A 17,723-nucleotide genomic window follows, 5' to 3' on the forward strand; every position below is an offset into this window, starting at 1 on the left:
CATTTAGAAAAAGTTATTGGTAATTGATCATTGGTTATTGATCATTGGTTATTGATCATTGGTTATTGGTTATTAATCATTGGTTATTGAAAATTGATCATTGAGCATTGAGCATTGAACATTGAACATTTTTGTCCCTATTCATGAATAAGTCCTTATCCACATTTATCAAAGCCCTGAAGATCTTTCTTTGGGCTTTTCTTTTTTTGGTGTTGCTGGGATTTGTTCTGATCACTACCGTGGACCGTTCTCCGATTGCAGATCAGGATTTTTTCAAAGAAACTCTCAACAGATTGGATCAAACCCCATGGATGGAAACTCAAGGTGAGGTTTGGCTTTCTGGATGGTCAAAAGTGAACGTCACTCCTGAAAGACCGGTGGATTTGGTCGGCTATGCCCCGAGAGGGCCTTATGAATTTGTCCAGGATAGCAGCTATGTCAAAGCCCTTGCTCTCAGCAATGGCCAAACCCAACTGGCTTGGCTGAATTTCGAATTGCTCATCGTGCATCCTGCTTTAGCCAAAGCAATAGAGGAAGGAGTTCAAAAAGCAGGAATCCCCATTAATCAATTGATCTTCACCGCTACCCACACCCACTCCGGAATGGGTGGATATATGCCCGGCCCTTTGGGAGAAATGGCCTTCGGTGGATACGATGAGAAAATCGTCGAAGGCATGGTCGCAAAATCCGTCCAGGCCCTAAAAACTGCACTCAGCACTCAGGATACAGTATCTATTTCCTTCCGCAAAACCAATGCACCGGACCATGTGTCCAACCGCTTTATAAAAGACGGACCCTACGATCCCTTTGTCCGGCAGTTGATTTTCACCAAAAAGAAGGATGGAAAAAAAGCCCTTTTCTTTACTTACTCCGCACATGCGACTTGCCTGAGCTCCAAATTCATGGGTCTGTCCGGGGATTATCCTAAGTTTTTGACCCAAAGGTTGGAAAGCCGGGACTATGAATTCGCGCTCTACGCTGCAGGAACCGTGGGAAGTCATCGCCCGATGGCAAAGGGAAATACTCCCGAACTGGTCCAATCCTATGCTGCCTCTCTGGATTCAGTGATTTGGCTTAGGATGACCAACTTTGCTTCCAATAAAAAACCTTTAATCAAATATTCAAGATTGAATCTAGAACTCAGAGAACCTCATCTTCGGATTTCCGACAACCTGAGAATCCGTCCTTGGCTATTTGACTACCTCGTCGGTGATACCAATGCCCATCTTGATATTACTCTGATCGGCAACATTCTGATGATTGCTTCCAGCGGAGAGATTTCAGGTGTGTTCTATGAGGAATGGGAAAAACTGGCCCAGGAAAATGGCCTCAAACTGATGATTACCGTTTTCAACGGAGGCTATATTGGCTACATCACTCCGGATGAGTTGTACGATGAGCATTTTCATGAAGTCCGGGAAATGAACTGGTACGGTCCGGGAAATGGACACTACTTTGATCAGCTGATCCAAAATACCATAAAGAAAGTGCGATGAGTACCGACTCCACCTCATTTCCTTCGCTTTGGAAAAGCCTCTTTGGAATGTATTGTCCAAAATGCCGTAAAGGGAAACTTTTTCAGCCCATTCGTTGGGGAAGGCCTTCCAGTTTTTTTGAAATGAGGAAAAACTGTGAAAACTGCAGTCAGTCTTTCGAACCCGAACCGGGGTTTTACTTTGGTGCTATGTTTATCAGCTATGCCTTGAATACCGCGCTGTTTATTGCGGTTTGGGTCGCCTATTCAACCCTGGTCGAGGAATTTTCAATTCTGGAGCTTTTACTTTTGATCGGCATGTCGGCTTTGCTTCTTTTGCCGGTATTTTTCAGACTTAGCCGATCCATTTGGATTACGATTTTTGTTCCTTTTCAGGGAAAAATCAATCGGCCAACTCGTAGACCTGCACCTTAATCCAGCCCTCTTTCCAGGATTTTTCCTCCAGAAGTTGCCAGCCTGCCTTTTCAAAAAATCGGGAGTATTCCGGAATTTCCTCTCTCCGGTAAGCGGCAAAAAGACGATGAAAACCAATCATCAACCCGTGAACTACCTTTTGTCTAAAACCAACAGGAGGAAAAAAATCGCTAAAAACCAGCCTCCCATTTTCCTTTAGGTTTACGGTAATTTTTTTAAGAAAAACCTCCAATTCCTCATCCATGAAAGAGTCCAGGACAAAGGGAAGGCAAATCAGATCGTATTTTCCATTCCCTGAAAAATGCCCCAAATGAAAGTCCAAGCTGGTTTCTTTTAAATTTCGACTGGCCAAAGCCAACATAGATTGGGATCTTTCCCAATAATCTCCTGATAGTTTTTTACTCAAAAACTGATAGTCAGAACCATCCCCTCCCCCGATCATCAAGACCTTGTCAAAAGGAAGTTTCTCTAAAAAATATCGATTTGCTTCTTTTCTATTTTCTCCAAAAACCCATCTGGAAATTTGGGAGTAAAATGGAGCCAGTAATCGATAGGCGTCTTTCATAAAGCCCAAAGCAAAAGCGGAAGCATAAATGCGGCCTCCATGCGACCTCGTTTGGCTTCGTTAGATATACCAGCATGGAAAAAACTGAGGTAGTGAATGAGCGCCATCAGCAATAGCAAACATGCATAGGGTCTATAGAAGGAGGGCAAAAGAATAAATCCGGCCAAACTGAGGAAAATGAGGGCAAAGGCCAGCTTTCTTATCCAGCCCAACAATCTGCCGGGCTCGACGGTCAAAGCTGCAGAGGCAAATCCCTGCGCAGCATCCTCCTTTCGGTCCAAAAATGAAAGCATCAACAAGTTCAAAAAGGCCAACCCGATATAGGCGGGGATGAAAATCAGGTTTTGCCAAGTCCAGTCAATCGCCTCCAGCCGAAGTAGTGGAATCCAGGCTATCCCCAAGACATAAAACACTGCCGTACTCAACTCCTTGATCAAGCCGGCTGCTTTCCCGGCCTTTCTCAGAAAAAGCATGGTCAGGAGAATAGCTATCCCCAAACCCAAACTGAAATAGAGCTCCTTTCCCAAACCTAAAACCCGATAAGCCAGAGAAAGACCAAATAGGACTGTGGGCACTACAAATAACCATAAAATCCCCCCGTATCGCTGATAAAAGGCATGACGGGAAGTTACCGGAGAGGTAAGCTTGCGGGCATCCAAGATGTGGTCCAGGGTATAAATGCACCATACCGCCATACCCAAAAGCTGATAGACCAAGGGATCCAAATCCGTATGAAAAAGCCGGGAAAAAAACAGCAATCCAGATACTGCACCTGCTACCACATCCAAAGAAAGCCGGGAAATCAGACGATAGACCGATTGAAGAAAAGCCATAGCCGAAAATAAGGCGGAATTCTGAAATCTTAACTTCCCTTGGTCACTTTGGGGAGTTTAACTCAAATCTCCAACCTCACTCGTGGAATTTGTGAGTTTTTCATTGGCAGAAAAAGTATATTCATGGCTGCAACTCAACCCAAAAACCGATGAAAAAACTATTCTTACCCCTATTTGCCTTCCTTTTGAGTCTATCCACTTTTGCCCAAAGCCCCATCAAAGTGGCTTTTGTGGGAAACAGCATCACCCAAGGTCCCGGGCGGGACAATCCTGATTCCTACCCCCTTCAGGTTGGAGCTTTACTCGGAGATGCCTATGAGGTTAGAAATTTTGGCGTAAGTGGCCGAACCCTGCTGAGAAAAGGAGATTATCCGTATTGGAATGAGCCACAGTTTCAGGAAGTAAAAGACTTCCAACCCGATGTGGTTTTGATCAAATTGGGCACCAATGACTCCAAACCGCAGAATTGGGCCCACAAGGAGGACTTTGTCAAAGACTACCTCGATATGATCTCAGAATTCAGAGAACACATGCCCAAGGACGGAAAAGTCTATGTCATCTTCCCCGTACCGGTGACCCGAGTCAATTTTGGTATCACCCCCGAAGTAACGAATAATGAGCAAAGACTCATGCTATTTGAGGTGGTTCAAAAATCCGGAGCAGAGGTGATTGACCTTTACACTCCCTTGATGGACAAACCCGAGCTGCTTCCTGACGGTGTACATCCCAACAAAGAAGGGCTAACCATTATGGCTGAGGTGATTGCGAGAAGGATTAAGCTGTAAGAAGATTTTTTCAAAAACTGGCAGGCGAAGTCGATTTTCGCCTGCCTTTATTTTTCCATAAACCACACCTGCCCCCATTCCCCCTCAAAAGGGTCGTTGGCTTGTGGCGCGCCCGGTGTACTTCTCCCCTGCTGAATGTATTTTGCAAGCAGGCTCTTCAATTCTTCCACTTTTTCGGTTTGTTCAGCCTCCAAATTGGTGGTTTCTCCAGGGTCTGAGGCAAGATTGAACAATTGAAGCTCCGGAAGATCCTTCGAAACCGGGTCATTGGGTCTGGGATAGCTCCATCCTCCCGAACCCGGAGCTAAGATCAGTTTCCAGTCTCCTTTCCGGATGGCAAAAGTTCCGTTTACGGAGTGGAAAACGGTGGCTTCACGAAACTCCCCGGAGGGAGTATTCCCCAGCAACAAAGGAAGCAGAGAATAGCTATCCTCTCCTTCATTTTCCCCCACTTCATAGCCTGATAATTCCGCAGCTGTGGCAAAAAAATCGACCAAAGAAACGGTTTCCCCTGCACTGCTGCCCGCTTGGATTTGCCTGGGCCATTTGGCGATAAAGGGCACCCGATGCCCACCTTCATAAATATCCGCCTTATGCCCTCTGAATTGTGCGCTGGGCAAATGCCCCATCTCCACCAATTGGGTAAATCCAGCTGCAGGTGCGCAGCCATTGTCACTGCTGAAAATCAACAGCGTATTTTCTTCCAATCCTGCCTCGGCCAAAGCCCGGTTGACCTGCCCGATGTAGTCATCAATCATCATCACAAAGTCAGCATAGGGCAGCAGACCGCTTTTTCCCTGCCATTCCTCTTTGGGAAGAATGGGGGTATGGGGAGAAGGCAATGCTAGATAGAGGAAAAAAGGCTTGTCCTGCCCGGATTGACTTTGAATGTATTGGATGGTCCGTTTAAAGAAGTTCGGGGTCACCTCCTCATGGATAAAATCCGGGGAAGTGGGGCCTTTTCTCCACCAGGAATACTCTCCTTCGTCTATGGTCTCCCGGTTGGGAATCTGAGTGACTTGGTCATTTTCCACATACACATAAGGGGCCATATCCAAGGAAGCTGGGAGGGCATAGCTGTAGTCAAAGCCCAAGACAGTCGGACCGTTTTTAACAGGCTTTGAAAAATCCACCAAACTGAAGTCGGCCGCATAGCCTTTCCCCACCTGCTCGATCGAATCCACCTTCAATCCCCAATTCATACCCAAGTGCCATTTCCCGATAAAGGCCGTCTCATAGCCTTTGGATTTCAACATTGAGGCTACAGTGGTTCTTTCTTTGGGAATCAGCGCTTGAGATTCCCCGGTCAGAACGCCTTCTTTCAAGCTTGTCCTCCAATTGTATCGACCGGTAAGCAAGGCATACCTCGATGGGGTGCAAACTGCCGAGGTAGTGTGGGCATCGGTAAATATCATCCCTTCTGCTGCCAGCCGGTCAAGGTGTGGGGTTGAAATTTTACTATTCGGATGAAAGGCCTTCAAATCCCCATAGCCCAAATCATCCGCCAAAATGAAAATGATATTGGGTGGGCTTTCCTTTTTGGGCGGGGCAGTGCAGGAAAAAATAAGGGCAAGCAGGAGGTAAAGAAGGGACAGTTTTTTCATGGAGCATTACGAAGACAATCCTGTAAACTAGCCATTTATCTCCGGTTTTCCAGCCTGAACTTGGATTCGATTGGCGGTTTCCAATACCACTAGTCAATTAACCTTTAGTAATTTACTTTTTGTTAATTACCTTTTGTTAATTACTTTTGGTTAATTCAAGGAATCCGATTGATGAAAGCACGCTATCAAAAGCCTCTTAATCCATTTCCCACCACAGGATACTATGGACCGGATTACTTTTGTGACCGGGAGTCTGAAACCGAACAGATAGTCGGTCTTTTGCAAAACGGACAATCCTGTCTATTAATAGGCAAAAGAAGACTCGGAAAAACAGCTCTGATTCACCATATCAGGCACTTTCTCCCCAAAACTTGGGGCTTTGTCTATTTGGATATCTTACCCACTGAAAATGAATCCCAGCTACTCAATTCCTTGGGAACAGCCTTGCTCCAACACTTTCCTGAAAAAGACCCCTTGGGAAAGCGGATATGGGACTTTGTCAAAACCCTCCGGCCCGTCATCTCCTTCGATCAGCTCAATGGCATCCCTCAGGTGAGTTTCCAAATCAGCCAAGCACAAAGACCCGTGATGGATATTCTGGATTTCCTTTCCAAGTTGGAAAAGCCTGTAGTGATTGCCATCGACGAGTTTCAGCAGATTCACTCCTATCCGGAAAAAAATACAGACGCTTGGCTTCGGGCGGCCATTCAGCAGCTTCAAAACGTGTTTTTCCTATTTTCGGGAAGTCAGCAAACGATCCTTAGCGAGCTATTCTCTGATCCTTCCAGACCCTTTTACCGAAGTGCCAATCCTTTTTTGCTCAAGCCCATTGACCATGGGGAATACCGGGACTTTATCATCAACATCTTCAAAAAGCACGGCAAAACTCTCCGACCCGAGCTCGTGGATCAGATGCTTGACTGGACCAAATGCCATACCTACTACGTCCAATCCCTCTGCAACCGGGTTTTTCAGTTGGACAAAAAAGAATACACCGAAGAAGACTGGAAAAGCTGCGCCCAAAAAATCCTGGATGAAGGCGAAACCTTCTTTCTCTACTACCGCACCCTCCTGAGTACTCAGCAATGGAAACTCGCCGTGGCCATTTCCAGAACAGGCAGGATCTTTTCCCCTACTTCCAAAAACTTCATCCAAGATCATCAGCTCGGAAGCGGAGCCACCGTGCTCAAATCCCTGCAGGCATTGATCGACAAGGAACTGGTGAGTCAGGACAGCGATTCCGAGGGTAAGTCTTACTACGAAGTCAATGACGTGTTTTTTGAACGATGGGTCCAAACTAAATTTGGGATCGGATAGACCTCTTGAGTAGGATATTCCTTTCTTCAGAAAATGTAAAGCCAAGCCTCCAAAACTCCCCAAAAATCAGTCTCCTTAGCTTACCTTTGCCTCCGAAAACTCGATAGACTGACTGTGGGCCTGCTACTTTTGGACCATCAGGATTCATTCACCTACAATTTGGCTGAACTGATCACTGAGGTCACCTCTTTTCCTTTACAAATCATTTCTTCCTCTTCCTGGCAGCCTGCCTTGCTGGAGGACATTCGTGGAGTCATTCTCTCCCCGGGACCGATGAGGCCCAAGGACCATCCGGGTCTTTTCCCCTGCATCGAAGCCTGTGCAGAAAAGAATATTCCGCTACTTGGCGTTTGCCTTGGTCATCAGGGAATCGGGGAGTACTTTGGGGCTAGGCTAATCCAATTGCCCCAAGTGATTCATGGACGAAAGAAGTCAATTGAAGTGCAGCCTTCAGATGAGCTCTTTGCCGGACTTCCTTCTCTTTTGGAAGTGGGCCTGTACCATTCCTGGATGCTGGAAAAAGATACGCTACCCGAAGTGCTAAAAATCATCGGGATATCTGCCGAAAACGAAATTATGGCCATCCGCCACCGTGAAAAACCCATCTTTGGAATCCAATTCCACCCCGAGTCCTTTTTGACCCCACAAGGGGCCCAAGTGATGTCCAACTTTATCTCCCTTTGTCCATGAGCCCGGAAGAATTTGTCAGACTGACTTCGGCATGGGGAAAAAGCAAAACCCCGTTTTTCTTCCTTCTGGATTATGAAGGGAAAAATCCACAGGCCTTTCTCTGGGAAGAAGCGGCGGCTAATGGAATCTTTTTCAGATTCAAGGACCAAGGGAATGCCACTCCAAAAAAAGCCCTCCCCGGGGTAAATTGGGCCTTTTCCCCCATTTCCTTTTCAGAATATCAGCGCAGATTTAATCTGGTTCAACATCATATTCTTCAGGGAGACAGCTATCTGCTCAATTTGACTTTTCCCTCCCAAGTCCAAACCGACCGGACTCTTGAGGAGCTTTTTTACCTAGGGAAAGCACCTTATCAGCTGCTTTTCCAAGACAGATTCGCCGTATTTTCTCCCGAAGGTTTTGTGAAAATGGAGGGAAATGAAATCGCTACTTTCCCAATGAAAGGAACCCTCGACGGGAAAATCGAGAATGCAGAACAAGTCCTTTTGGCCAATGCCAAGGAAGAATGGGAGCACAATACCGTGGTGGATTTGCTGCGCAATGACCTGGCCATGGTCGCCAAAAAAATCCGGGTGGTTCGCTACCGCTATACCGAACGGATTCCTGCCGGAGGAAAGGAAATCGTGCAGACGAGTTCGGAAATCAGGGGTACTCTGCCGGAAAACTGGCAAGAAAATATCGGAGAAATTCTCCTTCGGCTACTGCCCGCAGGATCAATCACCGGTGCACCTAAGGCCAAAACCGTGGAAATCATCCGAGCCGCCGAATTGGACGAAAGGGGGTACTATTGTGGGGTTTTTGGAATTTTCGACGGGGAAAAGGTGGGAAGTGCCGTGGCCATCCGCTTTTTGGAAAAGCGGGACGGGGCCTTTTATTTTAGAAGCGGAGGGGGAATCACCGCTCTAAGTCAAGCCGAGGAGGAATATCAGGAACTCCAAACCAAAGTCTATGTACCCTTTGTTTGAGACGCTATGTCTGCTCGATGGAGAGATTCGGCATGCGGAGTGGCATGAGCGGAGGTTTGCGCATTCCTATTTCCGGGAATTCGGTCGGCTTCCTTCCTTTTCCCTTTTGGAAGGCATCTGTATCCCTGAGGAGTTTCAAAAAGGCAAAAACCGGCTTCGCATCCTCTATAATTCCAAAGAAACCAAGGGGGAAATTGAACCCTATCAAACAGCCCCTTTATACCGACTTCGACTAATTGAAGCCCCGGAGATTGATTATTCCCTGAAATGGAGGGACCGAAGTGCCCTCGACCAACTTAAGCTGCAGCGGGGAGATGCGGATGATGTATTGATTCTGCAGCATGGGGCTATTCGGGATACCTCGTACTGCAATGTGGTCTTTTTTGACGGAAAGGATTGGCTGACTCCCTCCACGCCCCTGCTCGAAGGTACCGCCCGTGCCCGACTGATTGCAGAAGGGAAAATAGTCCCTCGGGAACTTACCCTTTCCGACCTTCCCAAGATGCAGGGATTCCGGCTGGTAAATGCTTTGAGGGAGTTTGAAGAGGAAGAGACACGAGGGATGGAAAACTTGGTTTTATAACCTACTTTCTGGAAAGACTTCCTAAGCCCGTTTACAAACCAAAGGCCCCGGCAGTTTCCCACCGAGGCCTTTGTAAAAAGCTCAAAATCCCCTTAAAATCAATCTCTTTGAGGATTAATCAACAAAGGAGCCTTGCCGTCTGTGATGATGATTTTGGCATTGGGGGAGTTGGCCAACTCACGGAAGGCTTCGATGCTACGAAGTTCGATGATTTCTTTGACCAAGCCTTCGGCGAGGATCTTTTGGGCTTCCCGGGTACCTTGGGCTTCGATTTTTCTTCGCTCGGCTTCCTTTCGCTCCCTATCGAGGATGTATTCCATCTGTTGGGCCTCCTGTTCGGCAGCAAGCTTGCGCTCTATAGCCCGGCTGAGTTCATCGGGGAGTTTGATGCTTTTCATCAGGACCCGCTCGACGACCACCCCCCGAGACCGGAGAGACTCGTGCATTTTTTCCTGGATTTGCTTCTCGATCTGACTCCTCATGCCGGAGTGCATGTCCTTGGCCATATATTGGGCACTGACATCCGCTGCGGCAGAGCGAAACACATTCATAATGAGTACAGAGGAGAAATTCTGGCCTACATCTTCCAGGATGTAAGGCACCTTGGCTTTTTCTACGCTGTAAAGGATGGAAATCTCCGACTCTACGGTGAGTCCTTCCTTACTCGGCAGATTCATTCTTACTTCCTGATTGGTGGTGCGGATGGGTACCTTGAGTACACGGGTAGAGAAGGGATTGTAAGAGACCAAGCCTGCATCAAACACATTTGGATTCAGCTTTCCATACTTCCTTTTTACACCCACTTCTCCCTGCCGGATGACCGTACAAGAGGCCAATCCCAGGCAGACAATTGCCAGCAAATACGTGATAGTTCTCATAGATTTTCAGGAGTTGATTTGTCTAGTTGAACGAAAAAATTCCTAGGGAAGGTTGGGGAAATCAAAGCCTGTCAACAAAATTATTTTGAAATATTTAAGTCTATAAAGATTTGAAATACTGAGGATAACCTTTTCTTAAAACAGTGGAGTCTGTAGGTTTTTAGAGCCAAAGCTTATTCTGACCATATGTCGTCTCAACTCCTCAGAATGCATCTCAGACCCTTAGTGAATTTTCTTTTCCCAAAGGAGAGTATGGTTGATTGATCCAAATCGGCTTTGTCGTGATAAGTAGGATATAGACCTAATAGAACTTCAATTTGGATTGACCACCTATCAAACGAGGGTAAATTTTACCTCTGATAATTGAACGAGGGTAAAAAATGATTATTTTTACCCTCGTTGACTCTACGCGAGTAAATTCTACCCCTATCACCGACCATGTTCGACAAAACGATCCCCTACAACGATCTACCCTTGTTGCCGCCAAAGGCAGAACTAGAAACAAAACCGATTTTACTGAAAACCATATCGGCTAGTAGGGCCTTGGCTCAATTGAACGGAGCTATTCGAAACCTGCCCAATCCCACACTTTTTTTAGATACGATACATCTTCAGGAGGCTAAGGCAAGTTCTGCCATCGAAAATATCATCACCACTAATGATGACTTGTACCAAGCTCTAATTGCAGATAAAAAATTTGAAAGCCCGGAAACGAAAGAGGTTCTTAGATACAAGGAAGCACTATGGATGGGCTTAGAGCGGATGAAATCAAGGCCTTTCATTACGACCAACCTTTGTATCGAACTGGTCCAAACCATCAAAGGAAATACTTCTGGAATACGTACAACTCCTGGGACAACTTTGTCAAATACCGCTGGAGAAGTGATCTACACTCCCCCAAGTGGTGAGGAAGTAATTCGGGAAAAACTAGCCAACTGGGAGAAATTCATCAACGAAGATGATTCCTTCGACCCCCTGATCAAAATGGGGTTGATGCATTACCAATTTGAGGCGATCCACCCATTTGCTGACGGCAATGGACGGACAGGAAGAATCCTCCTGTTACTTTTCCTTAAACAAACCGGGCTACTCGCTATACCGGCAATCTATCTCAGCGAATACATCATACAGCACAAAAGTGAGTACTACCGCCACCTTAGAGCCGTCACCGAGAGTGAGGATTGGGAGGGATTCATTATATATATGCTGGAAATGGTCGAAAAAACAGCCAATCATGGGCTAAAAAGACTAGAACAGGTCTCCAATTTGATGGAATACACAGCTGAACAAATTCGAGTTACCTTGCCTAGGGTGTATTCCAAAGACCTGGTAGAAATCATTTTCCGTCTTCCCTACACCAAGCGACAATTTTTAATCGATGCAGGCCTTGGTACTCCAAAGACGGTAGGCAACTACCTAAGCGAATTGGAAGCAGAGGGATTTTTATTTTCCAAAAAAGTAGGGAAAGAAAAACTCTATCTAAACACATCCTTAATGAACATTCTTGAAAACAGCTCGCTTGAATAATCCATAACCAAATCCAAAGCAGCCTAATGCTTTCTCAGTAACCCTGAAGCTAAAAATCGGTGTGAATAAGAAATCCTTTATATAATTTTTCTTCAAAAATCACCTTCCGACTAGCTTGCTGAGAAGTGCTACTTTTTCGCGTTCGGACTCAAGCAGTCGTTCGTAGAGCTTTTTGTTCTCCTCCATTACTTCCAAAAGCTTATCCAAAGGATTAAAAGTTGGGTTTTGGTTGTAAATAAAATCTGTGGCTTGATCGTGGGTGGTGAAAGGTTATAAAGAAACATTTCTTTTAATATATTAATATAATTTCCTTTCCGGAATCACCCCCCTTACACCTCCTCTGGGATCTTCCACATCCCCCGAATACCTCGGAATCAAATGAATATGAACATGTGAAATCGTCTGCCCGGCCTTTTCTCCGACATTGATTCCCAAATTAAATCCATCAGGATTATACCGTTTTTGAATTTCCTTTTTTACCTCATTGAGTAGGAAGATACATGAGGATTGTTCCTTGAAACTTAATTCAAAATAGTCCGAAACATGCTTTTTTGGAATGATTAAAACATGTCCAGGATTTACCGGAAATTTATCCAAAATGGAGTAAGCCTGAGCCGATTCCAGTAATATTTCAGTTTCAATATCCGGATTGCAAAAAGGACACTCAGAAGAGGGTCTTTGAATCTGATTGAAATGCTGGTATTCGTAAATCTCGCAGTTATCGTTCTTGAAAATAGACCGAAAAGGCAAGATCACATTGGTCTGAAATGTTGGTTTCTGATGGATTTTGTGTGTTCGGAAACCTTCATAAACCAAGTCTCGACGAACAGCAAAATAGGCCTTACCAGAAGCATTAAGCAAAGAGGAAATTTCAATTAAAACCAAGGCCTGCTCCTCAGGGAGAAGCACGTTTAACACGTAAAAGCAAATAATTGTGTTAAACTTCCTGTCTGGATACTTAGGAAAGTAATGCTTGTCGTACCCTTCAATTTGGAAGCCTTGACTTTTCAGAATTTCCACATCTTTCCCAAATCCACAACCGAAATCCAATATCTCCCCTTCCAAAAGACCTCTTTCCTTTACCATTCTGGCTGGAAAGGAAAGACTTTCCCGTTCTTTAGCAGTGAGGTGGGAGAATTGATTCAAGGTTCCCATGGGTCAAATCCTCTTTTCTCGATTAAAAAATGGCATGATTTCTTTAATTGGTCGATTGCCAGTTCCCGCCAATTAGAATTATCACCATTCCCTAACAGACTTATTTTGACTTCATTTAGAAAACGAGTTTCAAAGCTTTTATCCAAAAGTTCCCAATAATGAAGAATTACCCCTTTTTGACGCTCAATCAGGTTTGGGGTAGGAATTTTATCCCGCTTTTTGTTATTGACTTTCGGCACAGCTGGAAGCAAATTCCAGAGGTCATTATTTTTCCAAATTGCAAAAGGTATAATGTGATCTACCTCAATCTTTTCAGTTCTTTCATTAGTCCAAACACATTCTGTTTCACCTAAATCCTTTAGAAGTGAGTCAAAAAGGCCTTTTGATAATTCTGAATCACGCTCTTTAACAGAAGATTCCAGCAATTCCTCAAGAATAATTTGAAGAGGAAGGCTCTTCCTCGAAGCATTAAATGAAAACTCCGCCCATTTCAGGAAAATGGAATCTTGGCCACTTATGAAACTCCCCAATATTTCAAAGGCATCATAATAATCTCTCGGGATTGAAAAAGTCCCATAGTTATTCACCAAAAAAGAACTATCAAATCTTTCAACTTTTGAGGACTTTCGCTTCAGTTCAGGCTGAAAAATTGAATGGAAATCTGAAGAAATGGATCTTCCAATGTAATGCATAGGCATTTTCCTGATCGTTGCGTTTAACTGATTTGCTAAACCAACAATAGTTGGGGTCAAGCTTTGGTCAATTCCATTCCTCTTTAAATCAGCATAAAAAGCTGACAGACCTCCCTTATTTTGATAAAACATTACTACTTCAGAAAGCTGCCTTTCAAAAGCTAATTTGAAGTCTCCATTTATTTGAGGGATTTTCAAATTGGAATCAAGTATGGGATAATAATATACCATCCATTTTTCAATCAACAGCCCCATTGGAAAATGTACCCTATCTCCTTTGAATTCAATAAATGGACTGTTTTCTTGAATAAGATCAATGGTGGCTCTTAACAAAGCAAACTTGTAAGTAGTGGACTTACTATCTCGCTCAATGATCTTATTGATATTTGAAAAAATCTCTTTGTTCATTTTCTAAAAGCTTATGAACTAAGATAGCAAAAGCTATTTAGCTATGAAATAGCTTAAGAATAAAAGGTAAAATACGATTTCAAAAAATCTCTGATAATCGGTGGCTTTTTCTTTGGCAATCTGCGGGAAGCTTTTGAAACAAAAAAACCACAACCCTTACGAGCTGTGGTTCCGATTTGGGATCTATTGTTGGTTATTTTCCGCCGAGGGCATTCGCTCCGGCTACAATCTCGAGGATTTCGTTGGTAATCGCTGCCTGACGGGTACGGTTGTACATCAGTTTCAGTTCTTTGAGCAGTTCTCCGGCGTTTTCGGTAGCCTTGTCCATCGCGGTCATTCGTGCCCCATGCTCGGAAGCGTTACTTTCTAAGAGAGCCTTGTAGAATTGCACGCGAAGGGCCTTTGGCACCAACTCCTGAATGATAAACTCCCGGGATGGTTCCAAAATGTAATCGGTCTCAGTAGCCACTGCTTCGGTAGACTCCATCGGGGCCATAGGAAGAAACTGCTCGGTACGGATGATTTGGGTGGCCACGTTTTTGAACTCATTGAACACCAAAAACACCTGATCATATTCTCCGGCTACAAAGGCATCCATGACCTCGTTGGCTGCATTCCATACGGCATCCACACTCAAATCCTGGAACAGCTGTGCGTGATTCCCCTTGATGCCATATCGGGTCTTTTTGAAGAAGTCCATGGACTTTCGTCCGATTGGCATGATGGTGACTTCAGCTTGGGAGAAGTTTTCACGGATCGCCGCCTGAGTAGCTTTGATGATATTGGAATTGAAAGCTCCGCAAAGGCCTTTGTCAGAGGTTACTGCCACGAAAAGCACCTTTTTGACTTCTCTTTTTTGAGCATAGACCAAATCTGCCGCCCCTTCTGCCGATGCAGAAACATTGTTGAGGACTGCAGTCAGCTTTTGGGAGAAAGGACGCATCTGCACGATCTTGTCCTGCGCTCTTCTCAGCTTGGCAGCGGACACCATTTTCATGGCTTTGGTAATCTGCTGCGTGGACGTGACCGAGGTGATCCTTTGCTTTACTTCCTTAAGGTTAGCCATCTGTGCTTACTTTGTATCGATCTAAATCCAGGTGGGGATTAGCCCACCCGGAAGGAATGGTTGATTTATGCGTACTTAGGTGCCAATTCTTTGGCTGCTTGAGCGAGGATTTGACCTGCCCCGTCGATATCTCCTTTGAGGATTTTTTCCAAAGCCTCAGGATAAGAAGTATCCAACAGGGTGTAGAACTCCTTCTCGAATGCTCTTGCTTTTTCTACAGGCACGGAATCCATCAAGCCTCGGGTAGAAGCATAAATGATGGCTACCTGATGCGCCACAGATACCGGAGAGTATTGAGGCTGCTTCAGGATTTCCTGGTTTCTACGGCCTCTTTCGATGGTACGCTTGGTAGAAGCATCGAGGTCAGAACCGAACTTGGAGAAAGCCTCCAATTCACGGAACTGTGCCTGATCGAGCTTCAGGGTACCGGCTACTTTCTTCATTGCTTTGATCTGCGCGTTACCCCCTACTCGGGATACGGAGATACCCACGTTGATGGCAGGACGGATACCAGAGTTGAAAAGGTTGGTCTCCAAGAAGATCTGACCGTCGGTAATGGAGATTACGTTGGTAGGGATATAGGCGGAAACGTCACCTGCCTGAGTTTCGATCACCGGAAGGGCAGTCAAAGAACCACCACCTTTCACCAAATGCTTGATGGAATCAGGAAGGTCGTTCATTTCCTGAGCGATCTTGTCAGACTTATTGATTTTTGCAGCTCTTTCCAGCAATCTGGAGTGCAAATAGAATACATCACCAGGATATGCTTCACGTCCCGGAGGTCTTCTCAATAGAAGGGAAACTTCACGGTAAGCAACTGCCTGCTTGGAAAGGTCATCGTATACCACTAGGGCAGGACGTCCGGTGTCACGGAAGAATTCTCCGATAGCCGCACCCGCAAATGGAGCAAAGAACTGCATCGGTGCAGGGTCTGAAGCCGCTGCAGAAACGATTACGGTGTAAGGAAGTGCTCCGCCTTTTTCCAAAGCAGCCAAGATACCTGCTACGGTAGACGCTTTCTGTCCGATAGCTACGTAGATACAGAATACAGGCTCGCCTTTTTCGTAGAAGCTTTTTTGATTGAGGATAGTATCGATCAAAACGGCAGTCTTACCGGTCTGACGGTCACCGATAACCAATTCCCGCTGACCTCTTCCGATAGGAATCATGGCATCAATGGATTTGATACCGGTCTGAAGCGGTTCGGTTACCGGTTCACGGTATATTACCCCGGGAGCTTTTCTCTCCAAAGGCATTTCGTACAATTCACCAGTGATCGGGCCTTTACCGTCGATAGGGTTACCCAAAGTATCCACTACGCGACCCAACATGCCTTCACCTACTTGGATAGAGGCGATTTTCTTGGTACGCTTTACGGTATCTCCTTCTTTGATTTCTTTGGAATCCCCAAAAAGTACAGCACCCACATTGTCCTCTTCGAGGTTGAGCACCATGGCTTTGGTTCCATTGTCAAACTCCAGCAATTCCCCTGCTTGAGCTTTGGAAAGTCCATAGATACGGGCTACCCCGTCACCCACTTGGAGTACGGTACCCACTTCTTCGAGTTCAGCTTCAGTTCTGACACCGGAGAGTTGTTCTCTCAAGATCGCCGAAACTTCATCAGGTCTTACTTCTGCCATGATAGTAGTATATAGATCGTTTTAAAACTGTTTGACGTATTGATTTTGGATAATCTGACTTTTCAGCTTTTTGAGCTGCCCACTGAGGGACTCATCGAGCTGTTTGTCGTTTACTTTCAGGATGTAGCCACCGATTAGTTCAGGATTGACTTTTTCTACAAGCTGAACTTCCTTGGCCTCAGCAATCCGAGAGATGACTGCCTTGAATTCTTTTCTCAGCTTTTCATCAATAGGGAAAGTGGTGGTCAATTCAGCTACCTGAATAGAGTTTTCGATATTGTATAGTTTCACGAAAGCTTTGGCCATTTCAGGAAGGACATTTTCACGTCCTTTTCTGCAAATGATCTCGTAAAACTTCATCGTAGCCTCTGTAGCACCTCTTTTTGCATAAAGTGCCTGGAGGATATTGAGCTTTTTCTCTGAGCTGATGATGGGATTGCGCATGACAAGCTTCAAATCCCGATTGGAATCGGACATTTGGGCCAAATGCACAAAATCCTGATATACTTCTTCGACCTGCCCTCTTTCTTTGGCCAGCTCCATCAGAGACTTAGCATAGGCATAGGCTACTCTTTCGTGAGACATGGATGATTAGTTAAGCTTAAGGTCTTTGACAAATTCCTCGACCAGCTCTTTTTGAGCCTTTTCGTCGGCTAGGTTCTTTCTGAGAAGCTTCTCAGTCACTTCCAAAGTCAAAAGAGCTACCTGATTTTTAACTTCAGTCAAGGCTGCTTTTTTCTCTGTTTCGATGACAGCTTTTGCATTTTCAATTTGCTCAGCAGCCACCTTGGAAGCTTCATTTTTCGCATCTTCAATCATCTTGACAGAAGCTTCTTGAGCTTTTTTCAAGATGGCGTCCCGCTCCAATCTAGCCTCCTGAAGCAGTTTTTCATTTTCTGCTTTCAGATTAGCCATTTCATTTCGGGCTTGTTCGGCTGCTTTGAGGGAGTTCTCGATGCTGGTCTCCCGCTCTTCCAATGCGGCAAGCATGGGCTTCCAGGCAAATTTGATCAGGATAAACAATAACCCTAGGAAGCCGAAGAGCTGCCAGAAAATAAGTGCGGAACTGGGAGTAATCAAATCCATGATGTATGATTTATTTCAGA

General features: G+C 45.2%; 18 protein-coding genes. 8 read left to right on the top strand and 10 right to left on the bottom strand.

Translation table 11 applies throughout. The features are described from left to right. Window positions 1-143 precede the first annotated feature (143 nt). Both AAA942_RS15470 and AAA942_RS15475 read left to right on the top strand, forming a co-directional pair. The gene (locus AAA942_RS15470; RefSeq protein ID WP_338221194.1) at window positions 144-1,496 is read left to right on the top strand and encodes a neutral/alkaline non-lysosomal ceramidase N-terminal domain-containing protein; all 1,353 of its coding nucleotides are present in this window, start codon (window positions 144-146) and stop codon (window positions 1,494-1,496) included. Beyond that, window positions 1,493-1,909: a DUF983 domain-containing protein gene (locus tag AAA942_RS15475; RefSeq protein ID WP_338221195.1), complete on the top strand. Its 417-nt coding sequence runs from the start codon at window positions 1,493-1,495 to the stop codon at window positions 1,907-1,909. Before AAA942_RS15470 ends, AAA942_RS15475 begins: the two co-directional genes overlap by 4 nt. On the opposite strand, the gene AAA942_RS15480 is transcribed toward AAA942_RS15475, so the two are convergent. Together AAA942_RS15480 and AAA942_RS15485 are read right to left on the bottom strand one after the other, a co-directional pair. Next, entirely contained in the window at window positions 1,878-2,474 is a 597-nt protein-coding gene (locus AAA942_RS15480; RefSeq protein WP_338221196.1) for a class I SAM-dependent methyltransferase, read from the bottom strand. The genes AAA942_RS15475 and AAA942_RS15480 overlap by 32 nt on opposite strands. Further along, the gene (locus AAA942_RS15485) at window positions 2,471-3,307 is read right to left on the bottom strand and encodes a hypothetical protein (RefSeq protein ID WP_338221197.1); all 837 of its coding nucleotides are present in this window, start codon (window positions 3,305-3,307) and stop codon (window positions 2,471-2,473) included. Before AAA942_RS15485 ends, AAA942_RS15480 begins: the two co-directional genes overlap by 4 nt. A gap of 149 nt (window positions 3,308-3,456) precedes the next feature. Between AAA942_RS15485 and AAA942_RS15490 the strand changes: the two genes are divergently transcribed. Beyond that, window positions 3,457-4,092 (top strand): GDSL-type esterase/lipase family protein, encoded by a 636-nt coding sequence (locus AAA942_RS15490; RefSeq protein ID WP_338221198.1) that lies wholly within the window; start codon window positions 3,457-3,459, stop codon window positions 4,090-4,092. A gap of 47 nt (window positions 4,093-4,139) precedes the next feature. On the opposite strand, the gene AAA942_RS15495 is transcribed toward AAA942_RS15490, so the two are convergent. Next, entirely contained in the window at window positions 4,140-5,696 is a 1,557-nt protein-coding gene (locus tag AAA942_RS15495) for a sulfatase family protein (protein WP_338221199.1), read from the bottom strand. Window positions 5,697-5,867: 171 nt separating this feature from the next. Here AAA942_RS15495 and AAA942_RS15500 point away from each other — a divergent pair, with 171 nt between their 5' ends. The 4 genes from AAA942_RS15500 (at window position 5,868) to AAA942_RS15515 (ending at window position 9,251) form a co-directional block, all read left to right on the top strand. Then, window positions 5,868-7,013, top strand: a complete 1,146-nt coding sequence (locus AAA942_RS15500) for an AAA family ATPase (protein WP_338221200.1) — start codon at window positions 5,868-5,870, stop codon at window positions 7,011-7,013. Between the two features lie 114 nt (window positions 7,014-7,127). After that, window positions 7,128-7,703: an anthranilate synthase component II gene (locus AAA942_RS15505; protein ID WP_338221201.1), complete on the top strand. Its 576-nt coding sequence runs from the start codon at window positions 7,128-7,130 to the stop codon at window positions 7,701-7,703. Continuing rightward, window positions 7,700-8,668, top strand: coding sequence for an aminodeoxychorismate synthase component I (locus AAA942_RS15510; protein WP_338221202.1), 969 nt, complete (start codon window positions 7,700-7,702; stop codon window positions 8,666-8,668). The genes AAA942_RS15505 and AAA942_RS15510 overlap by 4 nt, the downstream gene beginning before the upstream one ends. Next, on the top strand, window positions 8,652-9,251 hold the full coding sequence (locus AAA942_RS15515) for an aminotransferase class IV (RefSeq protein WP_338221203.1): 600 nt from the start codon (window positions 8,652-8,654) through the stop codon (window positions 9,249-9,251). Before AAA942_RS15510 ends, AAA942_RS15515 begins: the two co-directional genes overlap by 17 nt. A gap of 98 nt (window positions 9,252-9,349) precedes the next feature. On the opposite strand, the gene AAA942_RS15520 is transcribed toward AAA942_RS15515, so the two are convergent. Next, window positions 9,350-10,129 carry a prohibitin family protein gene (locus AAA942_RS15520; RefSeq protein WP_338221204.1) on the bottom strand — a complete coding sequence of 260 codons (780 nt, stop codon included), beginning with the start codon at window positions 10,127-10,129 and terminating at the stop codon, window positions 9,350-9,352. 438 nt (window positions 10,130-10,567) lie between these two features. On the opposite strand from AAA942_RS15520, the gene AAA942_RS15525 reads away from it, so the two are divergent. Further along, the gene (locus AAA942_RS15525; protein WP_338221205.1) at window positions 10,568-11,656 is read left to right on the top strand and encodes a Fic family protein; all 1,089 of its coding nucleotides are present in this window, start codon (window positions 10,568-10,570) and stop codon (window positions 11,654-11,656) included. 297 nt (window positions 11,657-11,953) lie between these two features. Here AAA942_RS15525 and AAA942_RS15530 read toward each other — a convergent pair whose 3' ends face one another. The 6 genes from AAA942_RS15530 to atpF form a co-directional block, all read right to left on the bottom strand. Then, window positions 11,954-12,811 (bottom strand): bifunctional class I SAM-dependent methyltransferase/HIT family protein, encoded by an 858-nt coding sequence (locus tag AAA942_RS15530; RefSeq protein ID WP_338221206.1) that lies wholly within the window; start codon window positions 12,809-12,811, stop codon window positions 11,954-11,956. After that, complete coding sequence (locus AAA942_RS15535) at window positions 12,799-13,911, bottom strand: HNH endonuclease signature motif containing protein (RefSeq protein ID WP_338221207.1); 1,113 nt, start codon at window positions 13,909-13,911, stop codon at window positions 12,799-12,801. The genes AAA942_RS15530 and AAA942_RS15535 overlap by 13 nt, the downstream gene beginning before the upstream one ends. A gap of 193 nt (window positions 13,912-14,104) precedes the next feature. Next, window positions 14,105-14,977, bottom strand: coding sequence for an ATP synthase F1 subunit gamma (gene atpG, locus AAA942_RS15540; protein ID WP_338221208.1), 873 nt, complete (start codon window positions 14,975-14,977; stop codon window positions 14,105-14,107). 65 nt (window positions 14,978-15,042) lie between these two features. Continuing rightward, on the bottom strand, window positions 15,043-16,617 hold the full coding sequence (gene atpA, locus AAA942_RS15545; protein WP_338221210.1) for a F0F1 ATP synthase subunit alpha: 1,575 nt from the start codon (window positions 16,615-16,617) through the stop codon (window positions 15,043-15,045). Between the two features lie 21 nt (window positions 16,618-16,638). Next, window positions 16,639-17,202, bottom strand: coding sequence for an ATP synthase F1 subunit delta (gene atpH / locus AAA942_RS15550; RefSeq protein ID WP_338221211.1), 564 nt, complete (start codon window positions 17,200-17,202; stop codon window positions 16,639-16,641). Between the two features lie 6 nt (window positions 17,203-17,208). Next, window positions 17,209-17,703: a F0F1 ATP synthase subunit B gene (gene atpF, locus AAA942_RS15555; RefSeq protein WP_338221212.1), complete on the bottom strand. Its 495-nt coding sequence runs from the start codon at window positions 17,701-17,703 to the stop codon at window positions 17,209-17,211. Window positions 17,704-17,723: the final 20 nt, after the last annotated feature.

It is taken from the genome of Algoriphagus sp. oki45 (genome assembly GCF_036245605.1).
In the GTDB taxonomy this organism is placed as follows: domain Bacteria; phylum Bacteroidota; class Bacteroidia; order Cytophagales; family Cyclobacteriaceae; genus Algoriphagus.

Excerpts from the sequence above, each read along its gene's own strand:
- AAA942_RS15470 (WP_338221194.1), top strand. The coding sequence starts at position 144 with ATGAATAAGTCCTTATCCACATTTATCAAAGCCCTGAAGATCTTTCTT.
- AAA942_RS15475 (WP_338221195.1), top strand. The coding sequence starts at position 1,493 with ATGAGTACCGACTCCACCTCATTTCCTTCGCTTTGGAAAAGCCTCTTT.
- AAA942_RS15480 (WP_338221196.1), bottom strand. The coding sequence starts at position 2,474 with ATGAAAGACGCCTATCGATTACTGGCTCCATTTTACTCCCAAATTTCC.
- AAA942_RS15485 (WP_338221197.1), bottom strand. The coding sequence starts at position 3,307 with ATGGCTTTTCTTCAATCGGTCTATCGTCTGATTTCCCGGCTTTCTTTG.
- AAA942_RS15490 (WP_338221198.1), top strand. The coding sequence starts at position 3,457 with ATGAAAAAACTATTCTTACCCCTATTTGCCTTCCTTTTGAGTCTATCC.
- AAA942_RS15495 (WP_338221199.1), bottom strand. The coding sequence starts at position 5,696 with ATGAAAAAACTGTCCCTTCTTTACCTCCTGCTTGCCCTTATTTTTTCC.
- AAA942_RS15500 (WP_338221200.1), top strand. The coding sequence starts at position 5,868 with ATGAAAGCACGCTATCAAAAGCCTCTTAATCCATTTCCCACCACAGGA.
- AAA942_RS15510 (WP_338221202.1), top strand. The coding sequence starts at position 7,700 with ATGAGCCCGGAAGAATTTGTCAGACTGACTTCGGCATGGGGAAAAAGC.
- AAA942_RS15515 (WP_338221203.1), top strand. The coding sequence starts at position 8,652 with ATGTACCCTTTGTTTGAGACGCTATGTCTGCTCGATGGAGAGATTCGG.
- AAA942_RS15520 (WP_338221204.1), bottom strand. The coding sequence starts at position 10,129 with ATGAGAACTATCACGTATTTGCTGGCAATTGTCTGCCTGGGATTGGCC.
- AAA942_RS15525 (WP_338221205.1), top strand. The coding sequence starts at position 10,568 with ATGTTCGACAAAACGATCCCCTACAACGATCTACCCTTGTTGCCGCCA.
- AAA942_RS15530 (WP_338221206.1), bottom strand. The coding sequence starts at position 12,811 with ATGGGAACCTTGAATCAATTCTCCCACCTCACTGCTAAAGAACGGGAA.
- AAA942_RS15535 (WP_338221207.1), bottom strand. The coding sequence starts at position 13,911 with ATGAACAAAGAGATTTTTTCAAATATCAATAAGATCATTGAGCGAGAT.
- atpG (WP_338221208.1), bottom strand. The coding sequence starts at position 14,977 with ATGGCTAACCTTAAGGAAGTAAAGCAAAGGATCACCTCGGTCACGTCC.
- atpA (WP_338221210.1), bottom strand. The coding sequence starts at position 16,617 with ATGGCAGAAGTAAGACCTGATGAAGTTTCGGCGATCTTGAGAGAACAA.
- atpH (WP_338221211.1), bottom strand. The coding sequence starts at position 17,202 with ATGTCTCACGAAAGAGTAGCCTATGCCTATGCTAAGTCTCTGATGGAG.
- atpF (WP_338221212.1), bottom strand. The coding sequence starts at position 17,703 with ATGGATTTGATTACTCCCAGTTCCGCACTTATTTTCTGGCAGCTCTTC.